Annotated in this window: 23 protein-coding genes and 1 pseudogene; 15 read left to right on the forward strand and 9 right to left on the reverse strand. The window is 64.0% G+C overall.

Annotated elements, in window-relative coordinates; genetic code table 11:
* Genes rnc through EN869_RS03420 form a run of 3 tightly spaced genes read left to right on the forward strand, consistent with a single transcriptional unit; the run spans position 1 to position 2,514 of the window.
* Complete coding sequence (gene rnc / locus EN869_RS03410; RefSeq protein ID WP_127228522.1) at positions 1-717, forward strand: ribonuclease III; 717 nt, start codon at positions 1-3, stop codon at positions 715-717.
* Positions 702-1,634, forward strand: coding sequence for a GTPase Era (gene era, locus EN869_RS03415; protein WP_127228521.1), 933 nt, complete (start codon positions 702-704; stop codon positions 1,632-1,634). Before rnc ends, era begins: the two co-directional genes overlap by 16 nt.
* 19 nt (positions 1,635-1,653) lie before the next feature.
* A complete protein-coding gene (locus tag EN869_RS03420; protein ID WP_245489538.1) occupies positions 1,654-2,514 on the forward strand; it encodes an aminoglycoside phosphotransferase family protein in 861 nt (286 codons plus the stop codon).
* 4 nt (positions 2,515-2,518) lie between these two features.
* Here the strand turns inward: EN869_RS03420 and EN869_RS03425 are convergent, their stop codons facing one another.
* A complete protein-coding gene (locus EN869_RS03425; protein WP_245489526.1) occupies positions 2,519-3,277 on the reverse strand; it encodes a type II CAAX endopeptidase family protein in 759 nt (252 codons plus the stop codon).
* 296 nt (positions 3,278-3,573) lie between these two features.
* On the opposite strand from EN869_RS03425, the gene recO reads away from it, so the two are divergent.
* Entirely contained in the window at positions 3,574-4,332 is a 759-nt protein-coding gene (gene recO, locus EN869_RS03430) for a DNA repair protein RecO (protein ID WP_127228518.1), read from the forward strand.
* A gap of 8 nt (positions 4,333-4,340) precedes the next feature.
* On the opposite strand, the gene EN869_RS03435 is transcribed toward recO, so the two are convergent.
* Positions 4,341-4,805, reverse strand: a complete 465-nt coding sequence (locus EN869_RS03435) for an NUDIX domain-containing protein (RefSeq protein WP_127228517.1) — start codon at positions 4,803-4,805, stop codon at positions 4,341-4,343.
* Positions 4,806-5,071: 266 nt separating this feature from the next.
* Here EN869_RS03435 and EN869_RS03440 point away from each other — a divergent pair.
* The 9 genes and pseudogenes from EN869_RS03440 (at position 5,072) to EN869_RS03480 (ending at position 13,995) form a co-directional block, all read left to right on the forward strand.
* Positions 5,072-7,838 (forward strand): annotated as a pseudogene (locus EN869_RS03440) (DUF2339 domain-containing protein).
* A 49-nt stretch (positions 7,839-7,887) separates the two neighbouring features.
* A complete protein-coding gene (locus EN869_RS03445) occupies positions 7,888-8,130 on the forward strand; it encodes a type II toxin-antitoxin system VapB family antitoxin (protein ID WP_127228516.1) in 243 nt (80 codons plus the stop codon).
* Positions 8,130-8,543, forward strand: coding sequence for a type II toxin-antitoxin system VapC family toxin (locus EN869_RS03450; RefSeq protein ID WP_127228515.1), 414 nt, complete (start codon positions 8,130-8,132; stop codon positions 8,541-8,543). The genes EN869_RS03445 and EN869_RS03450 overlap by 1 nt, the downstream gene beginning before the upstream one ends.
* A 160-nt stretch (positions 8,544-8,703) precedes the next feature.
* The gene (locus EN869_RS03455; protein ID WP_127228514.1) at positions 8,704-9,222 is read left to right on the forward strand and encodes an RNA polymerase sigma factor; all 519 of its coding nucleotides are present in this window, start codon (positions 8,704-8,706) and stop codon (positions 9,220-9,222) included.
* Positions 9,219-10,010 (forward strand): anti-sigma factor, encoded by a 792-nt coding sequence (locus EN869_RS03460; protein ID WP_127228513.1) that lies wholly within the window; start codon positions 9,219-9,221, stop codon positions 10,008-10,010. The genes EN869_RS03455 and EN869_RS03460 overlap by 4 nt, the downstream gene beginning before the upstream one ends.
* A 206-nt stretch (positions 10,011-10,216) precedes the next feature.
* On the forward strand, positions 10,217-11,314 hold the full coding sequence (locus EN869_RS03465) for a peptidase C39 family protein (RefSeq protein ID WP_127228512.1): 1,098 nt from the start codon (positions 10,217-10,219) through the stop codon (positions 11,312-11,314).
* A gap of 3 nt (positions 11,315-11,317) precedes the next feature.
* Entirely contained in the window at positions 11,318-12,781 is a 1,464-nt protein-coding gene (locus EN869_RS03470) for a RimK family protein (RefSeq protein ID WP_127228511.1), read from the forward strand.
* Between the two features lie 196 nt (positions 12,782-12,977).
* Positions 12,978-13,250, forward strand: coding sequence for a DUF3303 family protein (locus EN869_RS03475; RefSeq protein WP_127228510.1), 273 nt, complete (start codon positions 12,978-12,980; stop codon positions 13,248-13,250).
* Between the two features lie 109 nt (positions 13,251-13,359).
* A complete protein-coding gene (locus EN869_RS03480; protein ID WP_127228509.1) occupies positions 13,360-13,995 on the forward strand; it encodes a hypothetical protein in 636 nt (211 codons plus the stop codon).
* Here EN869_RS03480 and EN869_RS03485 read toward each other — a convergent pair.
* A complete protein-coding gene (locus tag EN869_RS03485) occupies positions 13,980-14,918 on the reverse strand; it encodes a LysR substrate-binding domain-containing protein (RefSeq protein ID WP_127228508.1) in 939 nt (312 codons plus the stop codon). The genes EN869_RS03480 and EN869_RS03485 overlap by 16 nt on opposite strands.
* An 85-nt stretch (positions 14,919-15,003) precedes the next feature.
* On the opposite strand from EN869_RS03485, the gene EN869_RS03490 reads away from it, so the two are divergent.
* A complete protein-coding gene (locus tag EN869_RS03490; RefSeq protein WP_127228507.1) occupies positions 15,004-15,921 on the forward strand; it encodes a fatty acid desaturase family protein in 918 nt (305 codons plus the stop codon).
* 54 nt (positions 15,922-15,975) lie between these two features.
* Here the strand turns inward: EN869_RS03490 and EN869_RS03495 are convergent, their stop codons facing one another.
* Positions 15,976-16,731, reverse strand: coding sequence for an SDR family oxidoreductase (locus EN869_RS03495; protein WP_127228506.1), 756 nt, complete (start codon positions 16,729-16,731; stop codon positions 15,976-15,978).
* 93 nt (positions 16,732-16,824) lie between these two features.
* Here EN869_RS03495 and EN869_RS03500 point away from each other — a divergent pair, with 93 nt between their 5' ends.
* Positions 16,825-17,742, forward strand: a complete 918-nt coding sequence (locus tag EN869_RS03500) for a LysR family transcriptional regulator (protein ID WP_127228505.1) — start codon at positions 16,825-16,827, stop codon at positions 17,740-17,742.
* A gap of 18 nt (positions 17,743-17,760) precedes the next feature.
* Here EN869_RS03500 and EN869_RS03505 read toward each other — a convergent pair whose 3' ends face one another.
* From EN869_RS03505 to EN869_RS03525, 5 genes are all read right to left on the reverse strand, one after another.
* A complete protein-coding gene (locus EN869_RS03505; RefSeq protein WP_245489525.1) occupies positions 17,761-19,755 on the reverse strand; it encodes an EAL domain-containing protein in 1,995 nt (664 codons plus the stop codon).
* Positions 19,756-20,069: 314 nt separating this feature from the next.
* Positions 20,070-21,113: an AraC family transcriptional regulator gene (locus EN869_RS03510; RefSeq protein ID WP_127228503.1), complete on the reverse strand. Its 1,044-nt coding sequence runs from the start codon at positions 21,111-21,113 to the stop codon at positions 20,070-20,072.
* 34 nt (positions 21,114-21,147) lie between these two features.
* Positions 21,148-21,978 (reverse strand): oxidoreductase, encoded by an 831-nt coding sequence (locus tag EN869_RS03515; RefSeq protein ID WP_127228502.1) that lies wholly within the window; start codon positions 21,976-21,978, stop codon positions 21,148-21,150.
* A 158-nt stretch (positions 21,979-22,136) separates the two neighbouring features.
* Positions 22,137-22,775: an HD family hydrolase gene (locus tag EN869_RS03520; RefSeq protein ID WP_127228501.1), complete on the reverse strand. Its 639-nt coding sequence runs from the start codon at positions 22,773-22,775 to the stop codon at positions 22,137-22,139.
* Entirely contained in the window at positions 22,775-23,638 is an 864-nt protein-coding gene (locus EN869_RS03525; RefSeq protein WP_127228500.1) for a folate-binding protein YgfZ, read from the reverse strand. Before EN869_RS03525 ends, EN869_RS03520 begins: the two co-directional genes overlap by 1 nt.
* Between the last annotated feature and the right edge of the window lie 19 nt (positions 23,639-23,657).

Genomic DNA, 23,657 nt, shown 5'->3' on the forward strand with positions numbered 1-23,657 from the left:
ATGGCGGCCAGCAAGCGTTTGACAGCCGACGCCCTTGCCGAGGCGCTTGCCCCGCGCACCGGCCACGCCTTCGTCGACCGGCAGCGCCTGCAGCGGGCGCTGACCCACGCCAGCGCGCGTTCGAGCCATGCCGGCGTCGATTACGAGCGCTTCGAATTCCTGGGCGACCGCGTTCTCGGCCTTGTCGTCGCCGACATGCTGCTCGCGACCTTTCCCGAGGCCGCCGAGGGCGAGCTTTCGCTGCGCCTCAACGCGCTGGTCAATGCCGAGGCGCTGTCCGAAATCGCCGAGGAGATCGGGCTGCCCGAACTGGTGCGCGCCGGCTCCGACGTGCGCAATCTCGAAGGGCGCAAGCGCACCAATCTGCGCGCCGACGCGCTGGAGTCGCTGATTGCCGTGCTTTATCTGGATGGTGGTCTGGACGCTGCCCGCGCCTTCATCCACCGCTACTGGCAGCCGCGCTCGCAGGCCATAGGTGCGGCGCGCCGCGACGCCAAGACCGAATTGCAGGAATGGGCGCACCAGGCGGCCGCCGGCGCCGTGCCGGCCTACCGCATCGACGCCCGCGAGGGGCCGGACCACGACCCGCTGTTCACCGTCAGCGTCAAGGTCGGCTCATTTGCCCCGGCGACCGGCAGCGGCCGTTCCAAGCGCGAGGCCGAGCAGGCCGCGGCGGCTACTCTTTTGCTGCGCGAAGGCGTATGGAGCGCGGCATGACGGAAATTGAAACCTCTGAAGTCCCCGCGACGCGCTCCGGGTTCGTCGCGCTGATCGGCGCGCCCAATGCCGGCAAGTCGACGCTGGTCAACCAGCTGGTCGGCGCCAAGGTGTCGATCGTGACGCATAAGGTACAGACCACCCGCTCCATCGTGCGCGGCATCGCCACGCACGAAAACGCGCAGATCGTCTTCGTCGATACGCCCGGCATCTTCAAGCCGAAGCGACGGCTGGACACCGCCATGGTCACCACCGCCTGGGGCGGCGCCAAGGATGCCGATGTCGTGGTGCTTCTGATCGACGCCGAGCGCGGCATCAAGGGCGATGCCGATGCCATCCTTGACCGGCTGAAGGACGTCCGCCAGCCGATGCTGCTTGTTCTCAACAAGGTCGACCGCGTCAAGCCGGAGACGCTACTGGCGCTGGCCGCGACCGCGAACGAACGCGTGCCGTTCAAGCGCACCTTCATGGTCTCGGCGCTCACCGGCTCCGGCTGCAAGGACCTGCTCGACTATCTCGCCGAGACGTTGCCCGCCGGCCCCTGGTACTATCCGGAAGACCAGATCTCCGACTTGCCGATGCGTCAGCTCGCGGCCGAGATCACCCGCGAAAAGCTTTATCTGAGGCTGCATCAGGAACTTCCTTATTCCTCGCATATCGAAACCGAGAAATGGGAAGAGAAGAAGGACGGCTCGGTGCGCATCGAACAGGTCATCTATGTCGAGCGCGACAGCCAGAAAAAGATCGTGCTTGGCCACAAGGGCGAGACGATCCGCGCCATCGGCCAGGCCGCGCGCACCGAGATCGCCGAGATCCTCGAGCAGAAGGTGCACCTCTTCCTGTTCGTGAAAGTGCGCGAGAACTGGGGCGACGACCCCGAGCGCTACCGCGAGATGGGGCTGGAGTTTCCGCATTAGCGTCATCATTGATGCCGGTCTGGTGCGCCGGCTGGTCGATGCGCAGTTCCTTGACTGGCGGGATCTGCCGGTCAGCCCGGTCGCCTTCGGCGGCTGGGACAACCGCACCTTCCATCTCGGCGACGAGATGGCGGTGCGCCTGCCGAGCGCCGCGCCCTATGCGCTGCAGGTCGAGAAGGAACAGCGCTGGCTGCCGAGATTGGCACCCCTCCTGCCGCTGCCCATTCCGACGCCGCTGGCCATGGGCGAACCGGCGGAATTCTATCCTTGGCATTGGTCCGTCTATCGCTGGATCGAAGGCGAGACGGCGAAGACTGCGCACATCGCCGACCTTCAGGCGTTCGCAATCGCGCTGGCCGATTTCCTCGTTGCCTTGAGGCGTATCGATCCGACGGACGGACCTGCGCCGGGCCAGCACAATTTCTACCGCGGCGGTCCGGTTAGCGTTTATGACGGAGAGGCGAGGCAAGCCATCGCCGCGCTCGAAGGCCGCATCGACACGCGGGCCGCCACAACCGTCTGGGAAGCAGCCCTTGCCGCCGCCTGGCACGGCTCGCCGGTCTGGTTCCACGGCGACGTCGCTTGGGGCAACCTCCTCGTCGAGGACGGCAGCTTGAGCGCCGTCATCGATTTCGGCACATCAGGCATCGGCGATCCATCCTGCGACCTTGCCATCGCTTGGACCTTCTTTGAAGGTGCGAACCGCGAGGCCTTTCGCGAACGCATTGACGTCGATGACGCGACCTGGGCGCGCGGCCGCGGCTGGACGCTGTGGAAAGCGCTGATCACCGTTGCCGGACACGACGCCAACCAGGCGGAGGCCGCAAGGCAGCGCCGTGTGATCGACGAGGTGCTGGCGGATCACCGGAAATGGGCGTGATGGTTCAGGCAACTGCAAGCCGCGCCGCCGGCCGGCGCACGAAGCTTTCAGTGCCGTAATAGGCAACGATCGCGACCGCGATAACCGCCCAGATCGCGACACCGATCCACTGTTGCTGCACATAGTCGCCGTCGACGAACACCTTGCCGAGGAAGCGCACGCTGTTCTGGTGCGTGACATGCATCAGGATGGCGAGAAGCACGCTGCCGGTGTTCTGGTAGAGCCAGGTGAAGACGATGCCGGCCAGGACGACGTTGATCGTCCCGTAAAGGCTGAGGTCACCGATCAGGCCGAGCGGGAAATGCCAGATTGCCCATATCGTGCCGAGGATCAGGCCGGCGGCGAGGGCCGAATGGTTGGCAAGCAGGCGCGGTGCTGCAAAGCCGCGCCAGCCGGGCTCCTCGCCAAGCGGGCCGCTGAAGACGGCGTAGAGCGCGATCATCGGCACGATTTCGGAGAAGGCCGGGACATTGCCCCAGGCAGGCGGCGCTGAGCCGAACAGCGGATTGATCAGGATCGAGGCGAGTTGCGCCCCGAACGGCAAGCCGAACGCCACCAGATACCAGATCGGCCGGACGCGCCATTTCACCATCGAGGCCAGGATGGCCTTGACTGCGCTCCAGCCTCCGGCAAGTGCCGCCACGATGAAGCCGGAAACCGCCGGTCCGAAGGTGAACCAGGGAATGCTCTCGCCATTGGACAGGTAGAACGGGACGAAGGCCAACCACGTCAGGCCGAGTGTCAGCGAAAAAAAGGCAGTCAATCGGTGCTTCCACACCAGGTTCAGGAAGGAAGTCATGTCGGATCCTTTCTCGGGCGGATCTGTGGGGGTTTCCCGGGCCACCGCTCAGTCGACGTGCCACGGCAAACCCAGCCGCGCCGTCGAACACATCGTCAATGCGTTGATGAACCTCGGTCAGCCGAAAATCCCGATCCCTTTCCGATGGATTTCCGATATTTGGCCGGCTCGGCCTCATCCCAATCCAAAATGTCAGGACGCGTCGGGCCTGGGGTGCCGAAATCTTGATTTCGCCACCCAACAGGTGAAAAGCTCCGCCCATGGAATGGCGCGACGAGGGAATCGTTCTCGGCACTCGCAGGCATGGCGAAACCAGCGCCATCCTCGAGGTGATGACGCGCACCCATGGCCGCCATCTCGGCCTGGTGCGGGGAGGGCGCTCGCGCAAGCAGCAGCCTGTGCTGCAGCCCGGCAACCGCGTCGATCTCTTGTGGCGGGCGCGGCTCGACGAGCATCTCGGCATTTTCCAGGCCGAGGCGATCGAGATGAATGCCGCGCGGCTCATGGACAGCGCGATCGCCGTCTACGGCCTGCAGACCATGGCCGCGCATCTGAGGCTCCTGCCCGAGCGCGACGCCCATGGCGGTCTTTACGAGGCCCTTGCCGTGATGATTGCCCATCTCAGCGATGCCGATGCGGCGGGCGAGCTGGTGGCGCGCTTCGAGCTGCTCATCCTCGATGAACTGGGCTTCGGCCTCGATCTCAGCCAATGCGCGGCGACCGGGTCCAGGCAGGATCTCGCCTATGTCTCGCCGAAATCCGGCCGCGCCGTCTCCCGCGCGGCGGGTGCAGCCTGGCGCGACAAGATGCTGGCGCTGCCGGCCTTCCTGCAGCGCGGTTCCGGCCTGCGCGCCGATGCGGCAGCTCTGGAAGACGCCTTCCGGCTGAGCGGCTTCTTCTTCACCCGCCATGTCTACGAGCCGCGCGGCCTTGAGCCGCCCGACGCCCGCGCCGGCTTCCTGGCCGCGCTGCGCCGGCATCATGCGGCATTGAAGGCGATTGCCGGGCAAGAAGGATAGACGGGTGCCTACTTCGCGCCGTGCCGTTCCAGGAAATCATCGAGCATGGGACGCTGGCCTTTCAGGATCTTGAGGCCGGCTTCGGGCAATGAAAACCAGGCGGCCCGATCCACTTCGGGGAATTCCTTCATTCTTCCCGATTTCGGCGGCCACTCCATGGTGAACATGTTGCTCTTGACGGCATTTGCATCGATATCGGCCTCGACGCTCCACGCCATGACGATTTTTCCGCCCGGCTGCTTGTAGCTGCCGAGCGGCTGGAAGTCGCCGTCGATGGCGATGCCAAGCTCCTCTTCGGCCTCGCGTCTGGCGGCTCCGAGCTCATCCTCGTCGTCGCCGATCAACCCTTTCGGAACAGACCACGCGCCCTCGTCCTTGCGCGCCCAGAACGGTCCGCCCGGGTGGACGAGCAGGAATTCGAACACGCCGGCGATGCGCCTGTGGATCAGCAGGCCGGCACTTCGCTGCGGCATCGGTCACCTCACGGCTTTTCTTCGGTCGTAGGAGAGTAGCACGAGTATTTCGCCACCGAGGTCGCGCATTCTCGCCCGCGGCCTTTGCGGCCCAGCATAGGATAAACCGGCAAGTTGCTGGCAATCGGCGACGAACATGCTCGATCTTGTCGGCCCGATCTTGTTAGTCGGCCAAATCTTGTTGGTCGGCAAGACGCTGATTTGGACCAGCCGTCGCATTGCCGTATTTATTGGCCACGACTGGTCTGGTTTTGAGGGAAACCGCCATGTTTTTCAGCCTGATCGCCATTGCCGCCGTCATCGCTCTTTTCGTCATCGTTTCACACCAGCAGAACCGCATCAGCCTGATCGAACGCGAGCTTGGCGCGCTGCGCAGCCTGGTGCTTTCCGGCGCCGCGCCGCCCGCGTCGAAGGCGGCTGAAGCTGCCCCAAGCGAGGTCGCACCCGCGGCTATCGCCACGGAGGCTGCGGTCGAGGGCGCCGTTGCTGCCGAGCCCGCTGCCTCGAAGCCGGATACCGCTGATGCCGAGGTTGCCGCCGGGCCGTGGAAAGGCGAGGCGGCTGAGGACGGCGCGGCAGAGCCTGAGGAGGCCGAGACCGCTGACACGGCCGCGCCAGCCCGAGCGGCCGCGCCCGCCAGAGCCGCGCGCCAGACCGACGTCGAGACGGCGCTGGGCACGCGCTGGGCGGTCTGGGTCGGCGGCATCGCGCTGGCGCTGGGCGGCCTGTTCCTGATCCGCTACACCATCGAGGCAGGGATTTTCGGCCCTGGCGTGCGCCTGACCATGGCCGGCATTCTCGGCCTTGTGCTGGTTGGCGGCGCCGAATTCATCCGCCGCACCGGCTTCAGGGTGCCGGTACAGGGCGCCGCCGGCGCCTATATCCCGGCGATCCTGACCGGCGCCGGCGCCTTTATCCTGTTCGGCACGGTCTATGCCGCGCATGGCATCTACGGCTTCATCGGCCCGGCAACCGCCTTCGCCCTGCTTGGCGCCGTCGGCGTCGCGACCATTGGCGCTTCGCTCCTGCACGGCCTGGCGCTGGCCGGCATCGGCCTCGTCGGCGCCATGGTCACGCCGGCGCTGGTTTCCTCTGAAGCGCCCAATCCCTGGGCGCTGTTCGTCTATCTGGCGATCGTGCTTGCAGCAACCGCCGCAATCGCCCGCATCCGCGACTGGAAGGCGCTGGGGGCCGCCGCCTTCGCCGGCACCGGCATCTGGACCATTCTCTACATGGTCGACGCTCCGGACGTGAACCTCGCGGCCGTGCTGTTCATCAGCCTTGCCACGCTTGCCGTGCTTGCCTTCGTCTGGCTTGCCCCGTTCTTGACCGCTGGCCGTGACGATACGGAGCGCGGCTTCGACTGGCCCTCGATCGTGCCCGGCTTCTTCATCGCCCTGAGCGCGCTGGGCCTATCCGTCGATCCGGCCTTTGCCAGCGCCGGCGATGCCTTGCATGGCGCGGTCCTCTTGGCCGCGCTGGTCGCGGTGGCGCTCTACCGGCCGCGCGCGCTGCCGCTCGCCTTTGCCGCCGGCATCGCCACCGTGCTGATCTACCTCGGCATCATCCCGCCCGCCACGATCGGCGCCAATGCACTTGATGTCGGGCTGGACGCTCAGCCCCTGGCGTCGTCCGACACGCTGACATTCCGCGTCGGCATCGCGCTCGGCCTGGTCTTCCTCGCCGCCGGCTTCTGGGCCGCGCGCCGCTTCGCTGTCATCGCCCCGGTGCGCGGGGCCTGCTGGGCGGCCTGGGGTGTCATCGCCCCGCTGGTGGTGCTCACCGCGCTGTGGCTGACCTTCGGCGATATCGACCGCGATCTCGGCTATGCGCTGCCGGCGCTGTTGCTGATGTTGGCCTCTGCCGCCGGCGGCGAATGGATTGCCAGCGCCGAGGAGCCGCCGCTGACCGGCGGCCCGGCCGTGTCGTTCGCGCTCGGCGGGGCCGGCGTTGCCGGCCTGCTGATGCTGCACATGGCCTTCGGTTCGGGCTGGACGACCGTGCTGCTCGGCGCTGCCGCTATTTTGCCGGCGCTGGCGACGCGCTGGCGGTCCTACCCCGTGCTGGGCTGGATCGCGGTGGGCGCGGCGGTCGCGGTGCTTGGCCGCGTCGCCTTCGATCCGACCATCGTCGGCGCGGCGTTGCTCTCCAGGACGCCGGCCTTCAACTGGCTGCTGCCAGGCTATGGCGTGCCGGCGATCGCCTTCGGCTTCGCCGCCTGGCAGCTCGCCCGCACCACCAACGGCCGGCCGCGCCTTGCCATGGAAGCGGCTTCGGCGCTGTTCGCGCTGCTCACCATCGCCATGCTGGTGCGCCATGCCATGCATGGCGGCGTCATCGACACCGGCACCGTGACGCTTGCCGAACAGGCGATCTACACGCTGATCGCGCTCGGCGCCGGCGCCATACTGGTCGCCATCGACATGCGCTCGCCAAGCTCGGTTCTGCGCTATGGCTCGATGGCTGCCGGCGTGGTCTCGGCCGGCTTGATCGCCGTGCAGCATTTCGTCGTGCTGAACCCGCTGCTGACGGACGAGTCGACCGGCACGATCCCGGTCTTCAACCTTCTGTTCCTCGCCTATCTGCTGCCGTGCCATCGCCGCCGGCGTGCTGGCGCTCTATGTCCGCGACAAGCGCCCGCGATGGTATGCGGCGATGCTGGCGCTGATCGCCGCGCTGCTTGCCTTTGCCTATGCCACGCTCTCGGTGCGGCGCCTGTTCAAGGGCGAGTTCATCGCCTGGTGGAGCGGGCTTGGCCAGTTAGAGACCTACACCTATTCGGCGCTCTGGCTGATCATTGGCGTGGCGCTGCTCACCGCAGGCGTCTGGCTGAAATCGCAGGTGCTGCGCATCGCCTCAGCGGTGCTGATCGCGGTCGCGGTGGTGAAGGTCTTTCTGTTCGACATGTCGGAGCTTGAAGGCGTGCTGCGCGCGCTGTCCTTCATCGGCCTGGGCGCCGTGCTGATCGGCATCGGGCTGTTCTACCAGCGGCTTCTGACGCGGGCCGCGCGGGAGGCCAACAAGATTTCTTGAAAGAATATCCATTTTGGTATATCTGGAATATCCAAAAGGGGATATTGGCATGCCTCTCTACATACGTGACGATGAAGTGGATGCGCTGGCCGCCAAGTTGCAGCGCGAAACAAACGCACCGAGCAAGACTGAGGCGGTGCGGACAGCCCTTATTCATGAACTGGAACGTAATCGTGCCAAGGTACCGCTGCGCGATCGGATTGTGCGGCTTCAAGCGGAGGCGAAGAAGATCGGTCTGCCCAATCCCGAGTTCGATATGAAGAAATTCACCGATGAGATGTGGGAAGACTGATGTTTGTCGACGCTTCGGTGATCGTCGCAATTCTCAACCAGGAACCGGGCTGGGAGGAATTATCCAAGCAACTCTCCCGGCCTGTCGACTTCTACGTCTCTGCCATGGTCCGTTTTGAAGCGACGCAGGCTCTTGCGCGAGCCGGCGCGGGTTCCCGCAAGCCGACGGCTGAAGCACTCCTCAAAGCTCGCGATCTGGTGGATCAACTTATTGTGGAAATTGGCGGGAAAAATGTCCCGATCGGCGACGAGATCGGTTCGCGTGCTATCGATGCCAGCGCTCACTATGGCAAGGCCGTTGGTCACCAAGCTGACCTGAACTTGGGTGACTGTTTTGTCTATGCCTGCGCGAAAGCTATCGGCACTCCACTGCTCTACAAAGGCAATGATTTCCTGCTCACGGATTTGAGATAGTTAGGCTTTCTCGCGGATAGCCGGGAATAACCCGACCCGCGCCTTCGTTATTCGCGTGCTTGGGTAATCGCAGCGGTTCGGCCGCTTCGCGCTGACTGCTTGCACCGCGCCGGAAAGGCGCGTTCTATCGGGATGGAAAGCGACCACGAAACAAGCGGTCATGGACGACAAGAAGGCAGCGATCCTGAGCGAAATACCGCGGTTGCGGCGCTATGCGCGCTCGCTGCTGCGCGACCGAGATTCCGCCGATGATCTCGTCCAGGATTGCCTGGAGCGGGCGCTCGTGCGGCTCGACAACTGGCAGACTGGAGAAAGCCCCCGGAGGTGGCTGTTTACGATCATGCATCACTTGTTCATCGACCAGATGCGCAAGGTCAACCGGCGAGGCGAGGCGGCGATCCTGCCTCTCGAAGCCGGGGAAGCCCAAGCCGCACCCGCCGATCAGGTCGAGACCATTGCCTCGCGCGAAATCATGGATGCCTTGCAGGCGATCAGCCCCGATCGCCGCGCGGCATTGGTGATGGTCGCCATCGAGGGCTTTTCCTATGCCGAGGCCGCCAACATCCTTGGCGTGCCGGCCGGCACGCTGATGTCGCGCATAGCGCGCGGCCGCGAGGAACTGCGAGGACTTCTCGACGACTCATCGCGCCGCCGCTCGATAAGGATCGTTGAGAAATGACCCGCCGCGATTTCTCCGAACGCGATATCCACATGGCCCTCGACGGCGAGCTGCCGGGCGAGGAACGCATGGCCTATGACGCCTGGCTCGAGGCCAATCCCGAGATGAAGGCGAAGTCGGCGCGCTACATTGCCGACCGTGCCGCCATGCGCGCTGCCTTCGCGGGCGTGATGGACGAGCCGGTGCCGGCGAGGCTGCGGCAGGCATTGCTTGGCGAGGCGCCTGTCAAGGCGTCGGCCTGGCGTTCGCGCTGGTGGCTCTCTGCCGCCGCTGCCGTGGTGCTCGCCGTCGGCGGGCTCGGTGGCTATGTCGCCGGCGTCGACAGCATTGCCCGCGTCGGCGACGACGACCAGCTCGCCGAACAGGCAATCGCTGCCCATGTCGTCTACGCCGCCGAGAAGCGCCATGCCGTCGAGGTTCCGGCGAGCGACAAGGAGCATCTCCAGACCTGGTTGTCTAACCGCGTCGGGCTGAAGCTGGTCGCGCCCGACCTTGCGGCCGAGGGCTTCCAGCTGGTCGGCGGCCGGTTGCTGCCGGCCGGTGAGCAAGGCAAGGCGGCGATGTTGCTCTACGAGGACGCCAAGGGCGAGCGCATCTCGCTCTTCGTCACCGCCGATTCGTCAGCGACCTCCAAGGGCACCTATACGGCCGAGGGGGGCGGACCGGAGGCGGTCTATTGGCTCGACAAGGGCTATGCTTGCGCCGTCGTCGGATCATTGCCGCCGGAGCGGCTGTCGGATGTCGCAAAGACCGCCTATGGCCAGCTCCTGGCCGGCATATCGAGCTGAACCGGCTGCGTTTTTTGCAGCCGGCAGGCCTCTGAACGGCAATTCTGTTCAAACATTTTGCCCTTTTCTGCCGTGGCGCAAACTGTCACAATTCGGCCCTAATCAAGGAGCGATAGCGCTTGATGAATGCCGGCGTTTCGGCCGGTATTTGCGACGCATCCACCGGGGCCGTTTCCACAACACAATCGAGGTTTTCCCAAGCCCGCATGCCTGCCGAGATTCGAAAGGCCCGCGCGTCAGACGTCGATGACCTCGCCGCCATCGAGAAGGCTGTCTTTCCCGGCGACAGGCTCTCGCGCCGCTCCTTCCGCCAGTTCATCGAGCGCGAGACAGCCGAGATGCTGGTGGCCGAGAGCGAAGGTCGCGTCGCCGGATACGCGGTGGTGCTGTTTCGCAAAGGCAGCGGCGTGGCGCGGCTCTATTCCATTGCTGTCGGTCCCTTCTTCGGCCGGCTCGGCATCGGCCGCCTCCTGCTGGCCGCCGCCGAGGAAGCAGCCTTCGAGCATGACCGGCTTTTGCTGCGCCTTGAAGTGCGCGAGGACAACGACCGCGCCATCCGTGTCTACGAGCAGGCCGGCTATCGCAAACTGGGCCGCGAGCCCGACTATTACGAAGATGGCGCGACGGCCCTGCGCTACGAAAAGACGCTGCGCGGCGACACGCCGACGGCGACCAAGGTGCCGTTCTACCAGCAGACCTGCGAGTTCACCTGCGGACCATGCTGCCTGATGATGGCGATGGCCAATTTCGACCGCGGCTTCGTGCCCGACCCGGTCATGGAAATCCGCCTGTGGCGCGAGGCGACCACCGTCTTCATGATGTCGGGCCCCGGCGGTTGCGAGCCTTTCGGCCTGGCGGTCGCCGGCTATGAGAGCGGGCTTGCCGCCGAGATATTCGTCTCCTTCTACGGCGCACTGTTCCTGCAGTCGGTGAGGAGCGCGGACAAGCGCCGGGTGATGGAGCTTGCCCAGGTCGATTTCCGCCGCCGCGCCGAGCTCTATGGCATACCCGTCAATTACCGTCCGTTCGGCATCGGCGACATCCGCGACGCCTTGGCCCAGGGCAAGCTTGTGCTGGTGTTGATCAGCGGCTTCCTTATGTTCGGCAAAAAGGTGCCGCATTGGGTGCTGGCCATCGGCGACGATGGCGACCATATCCTGATCCACGACCCTTGGGTCGAGGATGAAAGGCAGGAAACCATACTCGATGCCGCGAACATTCCAGTGCCCTACGACATCTTCATGAATATGGCGCAGTTCGGCCGCGACGGTTTGCGCGCCGCCATCACTCTGGGAAAACGCTGAACAATGACCTGGGTAATCCTGACAGGCAGGCAGAACGATCTCGATCAGGTGGCCACACCCCACAAGATCATCACCAACCGCGATTATCTCGCGCATCCGGCGCTGTTTCGCGGCCAGCGGCCGAAGGTGATCAACCTGTCGAACAATTACGGCTATCAGAGTCGCGGCTACTACGCCTCGCTGCTGGCCGGCTCGCGCGGCCATCGGGTGATCCCGACCGTCGAGACCATGATCGACCTGTCGGAGCGCAAGCTTTACGAGCACGCGCTGCCGGAGCTCGAGCTCGCCTTGAACAAATGCCGCAAGGATCTCGGCGGGACTTTTCCAGCAAAGGTCGCGATCTTCTTCGGCATCGGCCCGTCGAAAGTCTGGGACCGTTTCGCCAAGCTGTTGTTCGACTGGTTCCGCGCGCCGGCGCTCGAGGTCCACATCAAGGACAGCGCCGAATGGGCCTCGATCCGCAAGATCGGTTTCCTGCCGCTCGCCCGCATGACCGAGAGCGAGGAAGAAGTCTTCCTGCAGTGCCTCGACACCTACACCAATCGCGAATGGCGCGACACCAAGGGCCGCACGCCGGCGCGCTATACGTTCGCGACGCTGGTCGACCCGCATGAGGAATTGCCGCCGTCGGAAATCTCCTCGCTGCGCTATTGGGCGAGGATCGCCGAGAAGATGGGCGTCGAGGTCGAGCCGATCACCAGGAAGGACCTCGCCAAGCTCGCGAACTACGACGCGCTGTTCATCCGCGAGACGACGTCGATCTCCAACCACACCTACCGCTTCGCGCGCCGCGCCCAGCAGGAAGGCATGCCGGTGATCGACGACCCGCTGTCGATGATCCGCTGCACCAACAAGGTCTATCTCAACGAGCTGATGACCTACAACAAGGTGCCGGTGCCGCCGACGGTGATGATCGCCGGCACCTCCGACTTCGAGGTGGCGGCGCAGACGCTCGGCTTCCCGCTGGTGCTGAAAATCCCGGATTCGTCCTTTTCGCGCGGCGTCAAGAAATGCGAGAACATGGCCGAGCTGACCAAGCTCGCGACCGAATGGCTTGAAGATTCCGACCTTCTGATCGCGCAGAAATTCATTCCGACCGAATATGACTGGCGCGTCGGCGTGCTCGGCGGCCAGCCGCTGTTTGCCGTGCATTATCTGATGGCGAAGAAGCACTGGCAGATCGTCAACCACAAGGCCAACGGCAAGCCCGACCAGGGCGGCATAAAGACCTTCACGCTGAAGCAGACGCCGCCACATGTCGTCGAAACGGCGGTCAAGGCGGCCAAGTGCATCGGCGACGGCCTCTACGGCGTCGACCTCAAGGAAACCAAGGACGGGGTCTTCGTCATCGAGGTCAACGACAATCCCAATCTCGACCATGGCTGGGAGGATTCCGGCGAGAAGGACGAGCTGTGGGTGCGGCTGACGCAGTGGTTCCTGGAACGCCTGGAGAGGCCGGAGAAGTAGTGGCGGGAGGAAGGGGAATTGAGGAACTGAAGAATTGAAGAACTGAAGAATTGAAGAAGAATGGAGTGTCTGGACAGAACAATCTGCATCATTGGCCTCCTCGTTTTCTAACCTTATGAGTTACTCAATTCTTCAATTCTTCAATTCTTCAGTTCTTCAATTCCCCAATTCCCATCATTCCAACCGAGGGAAAAGAATGCTGTTCTTCGTGATCGAGGATTTTCACGGCGCGGACCGCAAGGAGATCTACCGCCGCTTCCGTGACAAGGGCCGGTTGAAGCCGGATGAGCTAGTCGTGCACCACAGCTGGATCGCCGGCGACATGAGCCGCTGCTTCATGCTGGTGGAGGCCGACGACGTGACGATCCTGCAGCGCTGGGTCGTCGAATGGGCGGATCTCGTGGAGTTCGAGATCGTTCCCGTGGCCAGCAGCAAGGACATGGTCGTGGCGCTAGCCGGGCACCTGTGAATAAGATTCCGGCCGCCGTTTGCTCAATTTGACAGGGACTGCCTAACCGCGTCTTAAGCCAGACTTGCTATCCGACCTGCATTGTGGATTGCCCAAAGGCTCTCGAAAGATGATCAGGCTGTTTCAATCAGGTAATTGCGGTCAGATACTATACATAGTCCTTCTGGTTCTTTTGTTTGGCTTTGATTTCGCCAAGGACCCGATCGAGCATTTTCTCGTGGGAACAAAAGAAGGCATTCAGAAGCAGATCTATGCGGCTGACGGCAACAACATAGCCCGGAGTCAGAGGTCCTTTGTCGAGGAGCTGAGGGTCCCGGATTATGGGATGCACGATGCTCCGAAGTCCGCCGAGGAGCATGCCTCCGGCATCGTCGCCCAGGCGCTCGCCATGGAGGCGAAAAGCTCTGCCATCGGGACGATTTACATGTCGATACTTGTGGCGATGGGCTTTGCCACCATCGTTGCGATTATTTGGATGGTGTTCGCCCGCGTACGCGACATTGGCTGGCCTGCCGCCGCGGGGTTCGGCATTCTTGCTCCGAAGCTCGCGATCTCGGTGCTTCCCGGCAGTCTTCCGCCGCTGACCTTCGACATTCTGCAATACGGCTTCATCGTCGCCATAATAGTGCTTGGGCTCGTGCCGGGTGGATTTGCCGACGGACCGCGTGCCCGGCCGGTTCGACAGGCAGCCGTAGCCGAACCGGCGCGTCGCGCCGCAGGCCAATTCGGTCAAAGACGACGCTGAGCAGCAGCGCCCAGCGCCGGCGATCCGACCGCGCTCGCGCATTCCCCGATCAGCCATTCGCGGAAGGCAGTTACGATGTCGCGCCTTGCGCTTCGTTCCGGGATGGTCAGGCAATATTGCTGGCGCAACGCCAGCGATCGGGCCACGGGCCGGACCAGCCTTCCGTCCTCAAGCGCCTGGGCGCAGTAGACGCCCTGTGCCAGCGCCACGCCCAGTCCTGAGATCGCGAGATCGAGCGCCGCCCGTGACGAGTTCGCGGAGAGACCACGCTGTGCCGCACGGCCCGGCCCGTTTCCCGCCGCCTCGAACCAGTTGCGCCAGGATGGAAAAGACGCGCCGGTCGGCCCCCAGTCGGTGTGGATAAGCGGCAGGCCGGCAAGCGGCTCGCTTCCGGGCACGGCCTTGCGAAGGAGTTCCGGGGCGCACACCGGATAGACGGCGTCCCTGACGATCTCCTCGGTCGGATGCTCCCGGTAATGCGGACCGTAGGAGAGGCGGATGTCGATCAACTCGTGCTCGAACGGCACCGGATCGTCGTCGCCCCTGAGCGATATGTCGGCAGCGCCATGGCCGGCGACGAAACCGGCGAGCCGCTCCGAAAGCCATCCCATCGCCATCGAAGGCGGCACCGAGATCACGAGTCGTGGCCGGAACGCATCGCCGCCGACATCGCGCGCGACGCTGCCGATTTCGCGGAACGCCATGCTGAGCCTCGGCAGCATCTCCACCCCGGCCTCGGTCAGCACCGCGCGCCGGTTGACCCGGTGGAACAGTTTTCGCCCCATCTGCTCCTCGACGGTGCGGATGAGCTGGCTGACGGCCGCTGCCGAAACCGACAATTCCTCGGCGGCGGCCGCAAAGCTGCCTGTGCGCGCCGCCGCTTCGAAGGCCTGAAGTCCGCGTAAGGAGGGAAGGGCGACCATGACGATCCAATTAGATAAGCTGGACTTATCTATTTTGCAGAAATCCTCGTTTTTAGAAAGGTTTCTTTCTGGTTATCGTGGTCTCATGAATGCAATCGATCACGCCGAATCCGTCGACCATCGCTACGTCATCGCCTCGCTGAGCAACGAGGAACGCAGCCGGCTGACCGGCAAGTCGGATGGGCCGGGCCTCATCCAGTTCACGCTCCATCTCGGCGCGATCATCGTCCTTGGCGTGCTGATCGCGGCGAAGGTGCCGTTCTGGCCGGTCCTGATGCTGCCGCAGGGCATCCTGATTGTGTTCCTGTTCACGCTGCTGCATGAGACCGTGCACAGGACCGCGTTCGAGACGCAATGGCTGAACGATATGGTGGCGCGTTTTTGCAGCCTGGCGATCGCGCTGCCGGCCGACTGGTTCCGCTATTTCCACTTCGCCCATCACCGTTTCACCCAGGATCCGGAGAACGATCCGGAACTGGCCTTTCCGAAGCCAGAGACCTTGCGGCAATACATCGTCCACGTCTCGGGGCTGCTGGTGTGGTGGGGCCACTTCAAGACGCTCTACACCAACGCGACCGGCGGCTGCCGCGACAGCTACGTGCCGCCGAAGGGCCTGCCGAAGGTGAAGGCCGAGGCGCAAGCGATGATCGCCTTCTACGTCGTCCTGCTGGCGCTTGCGGTCTGGTTCAAGGCGTCGGTGCTGCTCTATGTCTGGATCGTGCCGGCACTGCTCGGCCAGCCATTCCTCAGGCTCTATCTGATGGCCGAGCACGGTCGCTGCCCGCTCGTCGCCAACATGCTGGAAAACACCCGCACGACGCTGACCAACTGGTTCGTGCGCAAGCTGGCCTGGAACATGCCTTACCATGCCGAGCATCACGCCTATCCGGGCGTCCCGTTCCACCAACTGCCGGAATTCCACCGGCTGATCGAGCGGCATCTGAAAGTGGTCGAGCCCGGCTATGTGAGCTTTCACGAGAAATACATCGAGACGCTGCGCTGACGTTGCGCGGTCGGCACCGGCCGCCTCCGCCTGAGGAAGCGGCCGGTGCGGTGGTTAGACCTGGGCGATGCCGCCGTCGACGAACAGCTCGGCGCCCGTGACGAAGCTTGAATCGTCCGACGCCAGGAACACTGCCGCCTTGCCGATCTCGTCGGGATCGCCAAGCCGGCCCATCGGTACCTGGGCAGCAAGGAAATCAAGCAGGCCCTTCTGCTGCTCGGCTTCGGGTCCGGCAAGCTCAGCGAGGCCCGTTGTTCGGGTTGGGCCGGGGCTGAGGATGTTGACACGGATCTGTCGCTCCTTCAGGTCGATTATCCAGCTGCGGGCAAAATTACGCAGGGCCGCCTTCGAGGCGCTGTAGACGCTGAACGCCGCCGTGCCGGTCGAGCCGGCGGTTGAACCGGTGAGAATCACCGAGGCACCGTCGGTCAGCAGGGCGAGCGCCTTCTGCACCGTGAACAAGACGGCCTTGACGTTGCGGTCGAACGTTTCGTCAAAGTGCTGTTCGGTTATCTGGCCAAGCGGCAACATGGAACCGCCGCCAGCATTGACCGAGAGCACATCGATGCGGCCGCTTTCCGCTTTCACCTGGGCATAGAGCCGGTCTAGATCGTCAAAGCTGGTCGAGTCGGCCTGAATGCCGGTGGCGTTCTTCCCGATTGCAGCGACGGCTCTGTCGATCTCGGCCTTGCGTCGTCCGGTAATATAGACATGCGCGCCTTCGGCGGCGAAGCGTTTGGCGATGCCGAGGCCGATGCCGCCGCTGGCGCCGGTCACCACGGCGATCTTTCCTTCGAGTTTCCTTGTCACTTTCGTCACTCCTGTTGTGGGTGACGGAGACATATGGACAGGCATCTCCTTTCAAAATAGCAATATTTGCAAACAACCATTGCAGGATTGACGATGTCAAAAGCGCCGGATTTCGAAGGTTTGGCCATGTTCGCCAAGGTCGCCGAGGAGCGATCCTTCGCCGCCGCCGCACGTGTGCTCGGCCTGTCGGTGGCGACGGTGTCACGTGGGGTCAGCCGACTGGAGGAGCGGTTTGGCGCACGGCTTTTCAACCGGACGTCGCGGCGCCTGGCCCTCACCGATTTTGGTCAGCGTCTGGCCGAGCGCGCGTCGCGCCTCTACCGCGACGCGGAGGATGCCGAGAACGCGGCGCGAGAACTGTCGGCCGGCCCGCGCGGCCTTGTGCGTCTGGCCGTTCCAATGTCGTTCGGACTCCGATGGGTGGCGCCGTTGCTTCCGGATTTCTTCAAGCTCTATCCTGACGTGTCGATCGATATGCACCTGAGCGATGCGGTCGTCGATCTGATCGGCGAAGGCTTCGATGCCGCCCTACGGATTGCGGTGTTGCCGGATTCCTCGCTGGTAGCCCGGCGCCTGTGCGGCATTGCTCCTTTCATCGTCGCGGCGCCGTCCTATCTCGCCAGGCATGGCCGGCCGGTCAGGCCACGTGACCTCCACGCGCATCACTGCCTTGGTTATGCCTACCGGCCACGCCAGGACGTCTGGCGTTTCAGCAATGCTGCGGGCGATGAGGAGGTCATCACACCGTCAGGGCCGTTGCGGGTCACCAATTCCGATGCCCTTGTTCCGACCGTACTGGCCGGAACCGCGATCGCCGAGCTGCCGGAATTCATTGCCAGCGAATACCTTGTCGACGGGCGTCTGGAGGCGATCCTGACCGACTGGACCTTGCCAAAGGGCGCGCTGTACTTCGTCACGCCATCGGCGCGCTCGCGCCCCGCAAAGGTCGAAGCGGTCGCCAGTTTTATGGCAGCGCGCCTGTCACACCCAAGCTGGCTGAACCCGAAATAGCCGCGATACCCGCTGAGCCTAGCCGGATTGCCTGACCGCAGCGGTCGTCTTCAGCAGCCGGCCAATATCGGACGCCTTGGTCGGCCTGCCGATCAGATAGCCTTGCGCCTCGCCGCAGCCGGCCTTGCGCAGCATGTCGAGCTGCGCTTCGGTTTCGACGCCTTCGGCGGTGACGGTGATGCCGAGCTCGGCGCCGAGCCCGATTACGGTGCGCACGATCGCCGCTGTGTCGCGCTTGTCGAGGTCGCGGATGAAGGAGCGGTCGATCTTGATCTTGTCGACGGGAAAGCGGCGCAGATAGCCGAGCGAGGAATAGCCGGTGCCGAAATCGTCGAGCGCGATGCGCACGCCGAGGCCACGCAACTGGCTAAGGGTCTTCAGCACCGCGTCGCTTTCGTCCATCATCACCGTCTCGGTGATTTCGAGCTCCAACCGGTCGGCGGGCAGGCGGGAAAAGGCAAGCGCCGAGATCACGCTGCGGGCGAAGCCGCCGCTCTTGATCTGCGCGGCCGAGACATTGACGGCCATGCGCATGTCCGGCGGCCAGTTCGCAGCCACGTTGCACGCCTTGCGCAACGCCCAGTCGCCGAGCTGCACGATCAATCCGGTCTCCTCGGCGACGGGGATGAAGTTTTCCGGCGACACCAGGCCGCGCGCCGGCGAGCGCCAGCGCATCAGGGCTTCCGCGCCGACGATATCGCCGGAGCCGATATTGAGGATCGGCTGGAAATCGAGCTCGAATTCGCGCTTGGGCAGTGCCGCTTCGAGATCGACCTCGAGCGCGCGGCGCTCCCGCATCAGCGCATCCATGCCCGGCTCGAAGAAGCGATAGACATTGCGCCCTTCGCTCTTGCCCCGGTAGAGCGCCATGTCGGCGTTGGTGAGCAACGTGTCGGCATCGTGCCCGTCGCCTGGATAAAGCGCGATGCCGAGGCTGGCACCCACATGCATTTCGCGCCCCTTGTCGCGATAGGGCTTGCCGACGATCTCGACAATGCGCTTGGCAAGCTTTTCTGCATCGGCGGCACCTTTGATGCCGAACTGGATGATGGCGAACTCGTCGCCGCCGAAGCGCGCCACCACATCCTTGCTGCTGCGCACGGCATGCTGCAGCCGCTTGGCGACGCATTTCAGCAACCAGTCTCCGGCCGGGTGGCCGAATGTGTCGTTGACGGCCTTGAAGCGGTCGAGATCGAGCGAGAAGATCGCCAGCGGCCCGGCCTTGGCGTCGCCAAGTGCCTGGTCCAGGCTTTCGCGAAACATCGAGCGGTTGGGCAGGTTGGTCAGCGTGTCGTGATGCGCAAGATGCGTCATGCGCTCTTCGGCGCGCCGGCGCTCGGTGACGTCCTCGAAGGTCGCCACCCATCCGCCGCCGGCGAGCGGCCGGCGAGAGACAAAGAGCGTGCGGCCGTCGACGAGCTCGCGATAGCTCGAGCGCGACTGGCCGGCTTCCAGAGCCGCCTTCGTCTTTCCGACCTCGATGTCGATCTCAATTGGCATGAAGATGCGCAGGCCAACGAGTTTCTCCAGCATCTGGCCGTGCGTCATGCCCAGCGGGAAATCCGCGGCCTTGGCGTTGCACAGATCCAGGAAGCGCTGGTTGCGCACGATCAGGCGGCCCTCGGCGCTGTACATCAGCAGGCCTTGCGACATGTTGGCCAGGGCGGCGTCGAAGCGGCGATGCTGCTCCTTCAATTCTGCTTCGGCGCGTCGCTGTTCGGTCACGTCCTCGTAGATCGACACCCAACCGCCAACGGCGATCGGCCGGTGCGAAATGACCACGGTGTGTCCATCCGACAGGACTTCCTCATAGGTCGAGGGCTTGGCGCCGTCGATATAAGGCTTACGGATCGCGTAGAGCGCCGCAGCACTTTGCGAGGCAATGCCTATATCGACGCTGTGCTGCAGGATATCGAAGAAGCGTATGCCGGGCTTCACCACCCTGGCGTCGAGGTGGAAGATATCGAGATAGTTACGATTGCAGATGATCATCCGCTCGTCGGCATCGAACATGCACAAGCCGTGCGACATGTTCTCGACGGCCGCAGAAAAGCGCTCGTTTTGCGCGCGAAGTTCTTCGGCTATTCGTCGGGCTGGGCCAATACCGGTCGTCCTTCGCCTGCCGGCGACCGAACCAGTCTTGACGTGTGCACCAGGCATGAGGACGCCTTCGGGCCGTGACCGAACACAATACTGTCCTGGTCGCCGGTTAATTTAGCGTTCTCGCGGCTAGCAATCACATCAGATGGCCGACGATCCGGCCGCTAGGGATTCGTGGCCGGCCGGGCCGTTTGTGCGGAGCGACGTGGCCTCGGGCCTGTCTTTGGCTATTGTAGTAAGCTGCCCGAATCTTGCGGTTTCAGGACGTCGAAATTGAGCTCCCGCCAGCGATTGGGAGTCGTGCCCTCCCACTCGCGAAACGCGCGGTAGAAGGAACTCGCGTCCTGATAACCGAGCAGGCAGGCGACCTCGTCAATGTCGGCTGTCGGATCCGACAGCAGCTGCCGGCCGAGTTCCTGTCGTGCGTTGATGAGAAGCTCGCGGAAGCTGGTTCCTTGCTCGGTGATGCGCCGCTGCAGCGTGCGTTCGCTCATCCCAAGCTCGCGCGCGATGTCGGAGAGCTCCGGCCTTCCACTCGCCAAGCTCCGTTTCAACACGACCTTCACCTGCTCAGCAATCGAACTTTGCGCGCTAAGCTCGCCGAGCGCGGCGGCCAGCGCGGGCGTAAGGATATCGAGAAGCTCTGGGTTGTGGCCCGGAAAGGGACGGTCGAGATCGGCGGAACGCAGGACCAGCAAGTCGCGCGCCGCGCCGTAGCGGACCGGACATCCGAAATAGTCCCGATGCGCGCCGCTCTTGTCGTCGGGACGCGTGAGCTCGACACGAAGGGGGACAAGATGCTGCCCCGTTCCCCGCCGGCCGAGCTCGACAAGAAAGGCAAAGGCGACGTCGGTTGCGACTGCAGGCGTCGGCTCGTTGGCGTAAAGCCACTCCGAACTCATCGTGCATTCACCGTTCTCGTCGGAGACATGCAACTGTTCGGGAGAGCAAAGTCGCTTAAAGCGAGCAATCCGGGCGATGCCGTCGCGATAGTTCCGCGCGTGGAAAGCGGCGAGCGTGGAGGGCGGGTGGATCGCGGTATCGGCGGCCTCGACCAGCCGGATGCCCAGAGCCGGTTTCGCGTAGAGTTCCTCGAGAGCCCTCCACAGCGTGAAATACTGCGCGGTCGTGACGAAGGCATGTTCGTTGAGGTGAAGGGTGGCGGGAAGCCTGGCTTGCCGCAACACGGCCGACGCAGGCAGGCCCAGGCGCTCCACGGCACGCCAGAAGGCCCGAGGCACCTTGCATTTGTCGCCCGGAACTCCGCTCATGCCCGTTCTCCCGCCCTGCTGCCGCCTCCGCCGCTCATCGCATCTGGCTGAGGATGAGGCGATCGAACATGCGGTCACCGAAACATTTTCTCACACCAATCATCATCTTCGCATATTTGCCGGCGGCGTAGCGTGTCCTCGGCCTGGCCGAGCTTATGGCGGCCGAGACGACCTCGGCGATCACGCTCGGATCGCTGCCGCGGCCGTGGCCATAGCTTGCTCGGGTCGTCTTCGCCACGGCCTGCGTTACCTTCGCATAGGCGCCGCTTCCGGATCGCTTCAAAAGCCCATCCGCGACGACATCGCCGAATCCAGTCTCGATCAGGCCCGGCTCGACGACCACGACCTTGATGCCGAAGGGAGCGAGCTCGAGCCGGAGGCTATCCGACCAGCCTTCCAGCGCGTGCTTCGTCGCGTGATACCAAGCGCCGAGCAAGGTATAGATCTTGCCGCCCATCGAGGTGATGTTGACGATCGTGCCCGCCTTCCTTCTGCGCATCGATGGCAGGAGAAGCTGCGTCAGGCGTGCGGGGCCAAAGACGTTCACCTCGAACTGATAGCGCGCTTCATCGATGCCGATTTCCTCGACCGGCCCGTAAAGCCCGAAACCGGCATTGTTGACCAGGACATCGACACCGTCGACTTCGGCAAGGATGTTGGCGACAGCCGCTTCGATATCTGCGTCCTTCGAAATGTCCATGCGCAACACGCGCGCGCCGAGGGCAGCGAGGTCGTCCATCTTCTCGATCTGGCGCGCGGCGACATAGACCTGATATCCGTCCCGGATCAGGCGCCTGGCGATTTCCTTGCCCATGCCGGACGACGCGCCGGTCACAAGGGCTGTCTTTCTCTTCCTGTCAAACATGATTGCCTCTTGATCTTGCTTGACCCGGATCTAGGGGCAGGCGCTCGCCCATTCAGTGACGAAGCACGCCATTGCGGTGGCAGATTACGCCAACCTGCGCCGCTTTTCATGAAACTGATTAGCAGTCGTGTCCAGTGACGGTCGCCGGCCTGCCTTCTTTAGCTTGCCGGACTGGCGGCAAGTGAGGACTGGCGCGTGGCTTCCAGCGTCTTGAAACGCTTGAGAAAAGCCGTCTGAGCCCAGGTCACGGATTTGGGCGTGAAATCGAAGCGGTCGGCGGAAAAGCCGCGCGGCCGGCCGAAATACTCGGTCGCCTCCGCCGTCGAAAAGCCGGCCAGCAGCGTCGCCTCATAATAGGCGGCGATCTGGTCGGCGCGCTTGATATCCTTGCGCAAGGAGGCGGCGAGCTCCGCCGGCAGCGAGAAACGCAGATGGATGGCGCGCTGCAGGCGCAGCTCGCAGTCCTTGTACGAACCGCCCATCACCGATTTGAACGGCGAGATCATGTCGCCGATGACATATTCCGGCGCATCGTGCAGCAGCGCGGCGAGCCGCGCCTCGGCCGTGGCCTGCGGCGCCAGCTCGCCATAGAGCGCCTCGACCAGCAGCGAATGCTGCGCGACGGAGAAGGCGTGATCGCCGCTGGTCTGGCCGTTCCAGCGGGCGACGCGGGCAAGCCCATGCGCGATGTCGGCAATCTCGATGTCGAGCGGCGAGGGATCGAGCAGGTCGAGCCGCCGGCCTGAAAGCATGCGTTGCCAGGCGCGCGGTGGCGCGCCGGCCCGGTCGGCCGCCATCAGGCCTCCTCCGCAGTGGCCGCGTCCTGCGGGAAGGAGAATTTTGCCCAGGCGGGGATCGCAAGCGTAACCGGAACATCGCCCGCCATGATCGCCTCGCCGGCATCGAGCGCCGCCTTGATGCGATCGATACGGGCGATGGCAAGGCCGATCTTGCCGTCGACTGAGCCGAGCGCACCCACGGGCCGGCCGGCAACGGTAAGCTCGGTTCCCGATGCGGGCAGGGTACTTTCGGCCGACACGATCAGCACGCGACGCCGCGCGGTGCCGCGATGCTGCATGCGCGAGACCACTTCCTGGCCGATATAGCAGCCTTTCTTGAAGCCCACCCCGCCGGTTTCGTCGAGCAGCACGTCATGCGGGAAGGCATCGCCGAGCTGATAGTCGGAGCCGCTTTCGGCGACGCCGTTGGCGATGCGAACGGCTTTCCAGCCATCAGGATCGCCACCGCCCTTTGCCCCGCCGGCATAAGCACGCCCGACCGCCACATCGCGGAAGCGCGTGTCGGCAAGCGCTGTTGAATCGGAAGATGAGGCGGTTGAATCATCGCCCCACGCGACCGTGACAACCACCTGATCCTGCTTGGCAATATCGGCCTTCGCCCTTAGCCGGTAAAGCATCAGCCGGCGCACGAAATCGTCTGCGATGTCGGCCCGGCATTCGAGACGAAAGCCGTTGTCGCCGACGCGCGAGATCAGGAAATCGAAAAGGATCTTGCCCTGCGGCGCCAGCAGCGCGCCCGGTTTTGCCTGGCCCGGCCCAAGCGTGTCGAGATCGGTGGTGAGGATATTCTGCAGGAGATGCTCGGCATCGGGGCCTGACACGGAAATGAGCGCGCGGTCGTTGAGCTGGGCAAAGGGCATGAGGGTAAAATCGGCCTGA

This window comes from Mesorhizobium sp. M2D.F.Ca.ET.226.01.1.1, assembly GCF_004022705.2.
In the GTDB taxonomy this organism is placed as follows: Bacteria; Pseudomonadota; Alphaproteobacteria; order Rhizobiales; family Rhizobiaceae; genus Mesorhizobium.

What these genes read in the sequence shown, in the direction of transcription:
- rnc (WP_127228522.1), top strand. Translation starts at nt 1, where the DNA reads ATGGCGGCCAGCAAGCGTTTGACAGCCGACGCCCTTGCCGAGGCGCTT.
- era (WP_127228521.1), top strand. Translation starts at nt 702, where the DNA reads ATGGAGCGCGGCATGACGGAAATTGAAACCTCTGAAGTCCCCGCGACG.
- recO (WP_127228518.1), top strand. Translation starts at nt 3,574, where the DNA reads ATGGAATGGCGCGACGAGGGAATCGTTCTCGGCACTCGCAGGCATGGC.
- EN869_RS03435 (WP_127228517.1), bottom strand. Translation starts at nt 4,805, where the DNA reads ATGCCGCAGCGAAGTGCCGGCCTGCTGATCCACAGGCGCATCGCCGGC.
- EN869_RS03445 (WP_127228516.1), top strand. Translation starts at nt 7,888, where the DNA reads ATGCCTCTCTACATACGTGACGATGAAGTGGATGCGCTGGCCGCCAAG.
- EN869_RS03450 (WP_127228515.1), top strand. Translation starts at nt 8,130, where the DNA reads ATGTTTGTCGACGCTTCGGTGATCGTCGCAATTCTCAACCAGGAACCG.
- EN869_RS03455 (WP_127228514.1), top strand. Translation starts at nt 8,704, where the DNA reads ATGGACGACAAGAAGGCAGCGATCCTGAGCGAAATACCGCGGTTGCGG.
- EN869_RS03460 (WP_127228513.1), top strand. Translation starts at nt 9,219, where the DNA reads ATGACCCGCCGCGATTTCTCCGAACGCGATATCCACATGGCCCTCGAC.
- EN869_RS03465 (WP_127228512.1), top strand. Translation starts at nt 10,217, where the DNA reads ATGCCTGCCGAGATTCGAAAGGCCCGCGCGTCAGACGTCGATGACCTC.
- EN869_RS03470 (WP_127228511.1), top strand. Translation starts at nt 11,318, where the DNA reads ATGACCTGGGTAATCCTGACAGGCAGGCAGAACGATCTCGATCAGGTG.
- EN869_RS03475 (WP_127228510.1), top strand. Translation starts at nt 12,978, where the DNA reads ATGCTGTTCTTCGTGATCGAGGATTTTCACGGCGCGGACCGCAAGGAG.
- EN869_RS03480 (WP_127228509.1), top strand. Translation starts at nt 13,360, where the DNA reads ATGATCAGGCTGTTTCAATCAGGTAATTGCGGTCAGATACTATACATA.
- EN869_RS03485 (WP_127228508.1), bottom strand. Translation starts at nt 14,918, where the DNA reads ATGGTCGCCCTTCCCTCCTTACGCGGACTTCAGGCCTTCGAAGCGGCG.
- EN869_RS03490 (WP_127228507.1), top strand. Translation starts at nt 15,004, where the DNA reads ATGAATGCAATCGATCACGCCGAATCCGTCGACCATCGCTACGTCATC.
- EN869_RS03500 (WP_127228505.1), top strand. Translation starts at nt 16,825, where the DNA reads ATGTCAAAAGCGCCGGATTTCGAAGGTTTGGCCATGTTCGCCAAGGTC.
- EN869_RS03505 (WP_245489525.1), bottom strand. Translation starts at nt 19,755, where the DNA reads ATGTTCGATGCCGACGAGCGGATGATCATCTGCAATCGTAACTATCTC.
- EN869_RS03510 (WP_127228503.1), bottom strand. Translation starts at nt 21,113, where the DNA reads ATGAGCGGAGTTCCGGGCGACAAATGCAAGGTGCCTCGGGCCTTCTGG.
- EN869_RS03515 (WP_127228502.1), bottom strand. Translation starts at nt 21,978, where the DNA reads ATGTTTGACAGGAAGAGAAAGACAGCCCTTGTGACCGGCGCGTCGTCC.
- EN869_RS03520 (WP_127228501.1), bottom strand. Translation starts at nt 22,775, where the DNA reads ATGGCGGCCGACCGGGCCGGCGCGCCACCGCGCGCCTGGCAACGCATG.
- EN869_RS03525 (WP_127228500.1), bottom strand. Translation starts at nt 23,638, where the DNA reads ATGCCCTTTGCCCAGCTCAACGACCGCGCGCTCATTTCCGTGTCAGGC.